Annotated in this window: 1 protein-coding gene; it reads left to right on the top strand. The window is 60.7% G+C overall.

Annotated features, from left to right (window positions below):
• On the top strand, nt 1–346 hold a 346-nt coding region (locus tag NTD88_RS21930; protein ID WP_262155004.1), incomplete at both ends, for an immunoglobulin-like domain-containing protein.

Here is a 346-nt window from a genome sequence, read left to right as displayed (position 1 = left end):
TATCACCGGCACCACCGGTGGTGATTTCGAACACTTGGAAGTCAGCCCGACTGCTGCCGTGACTGCGGTCACCGACAGCATCGACACTTCGACCGTCACACTGACGGCGACTGCCAGTGCGGTTGAAGGTGGCGTCGTCACCTATACCGCAAGCGTCACCGCCCCGGTAACCGGCGCCCCGCTGGTCATTACCCTCGCCAACGGTCAGTCGATCACCATCCCAGTTAACGCGAGCAGCGGGTCGGTCGATTTCATCGCACCGAACAACGTGTTGAACACCAACACCCCGCTGACCAACAGCATCACCGGTGTGACTGGCGGTAACTACGAACACCTGGAAACCGCC

It is taken from the genome of Pseudomonas sp. 20P_3.2_Bac5, from assembly GCF_025466035.1.
Taxonomy (GTDB): domain Bacteria; phylum Pseudomonadota; class Gammaproteobacteria; order Pseudomonadales; family Pseudomonadaceae; genus Aquipseudomonas.
Note: the sequence above shows the minus strand (reverse complement) of the source record. Positions and strands in the feature narration are given on the sequence as shown.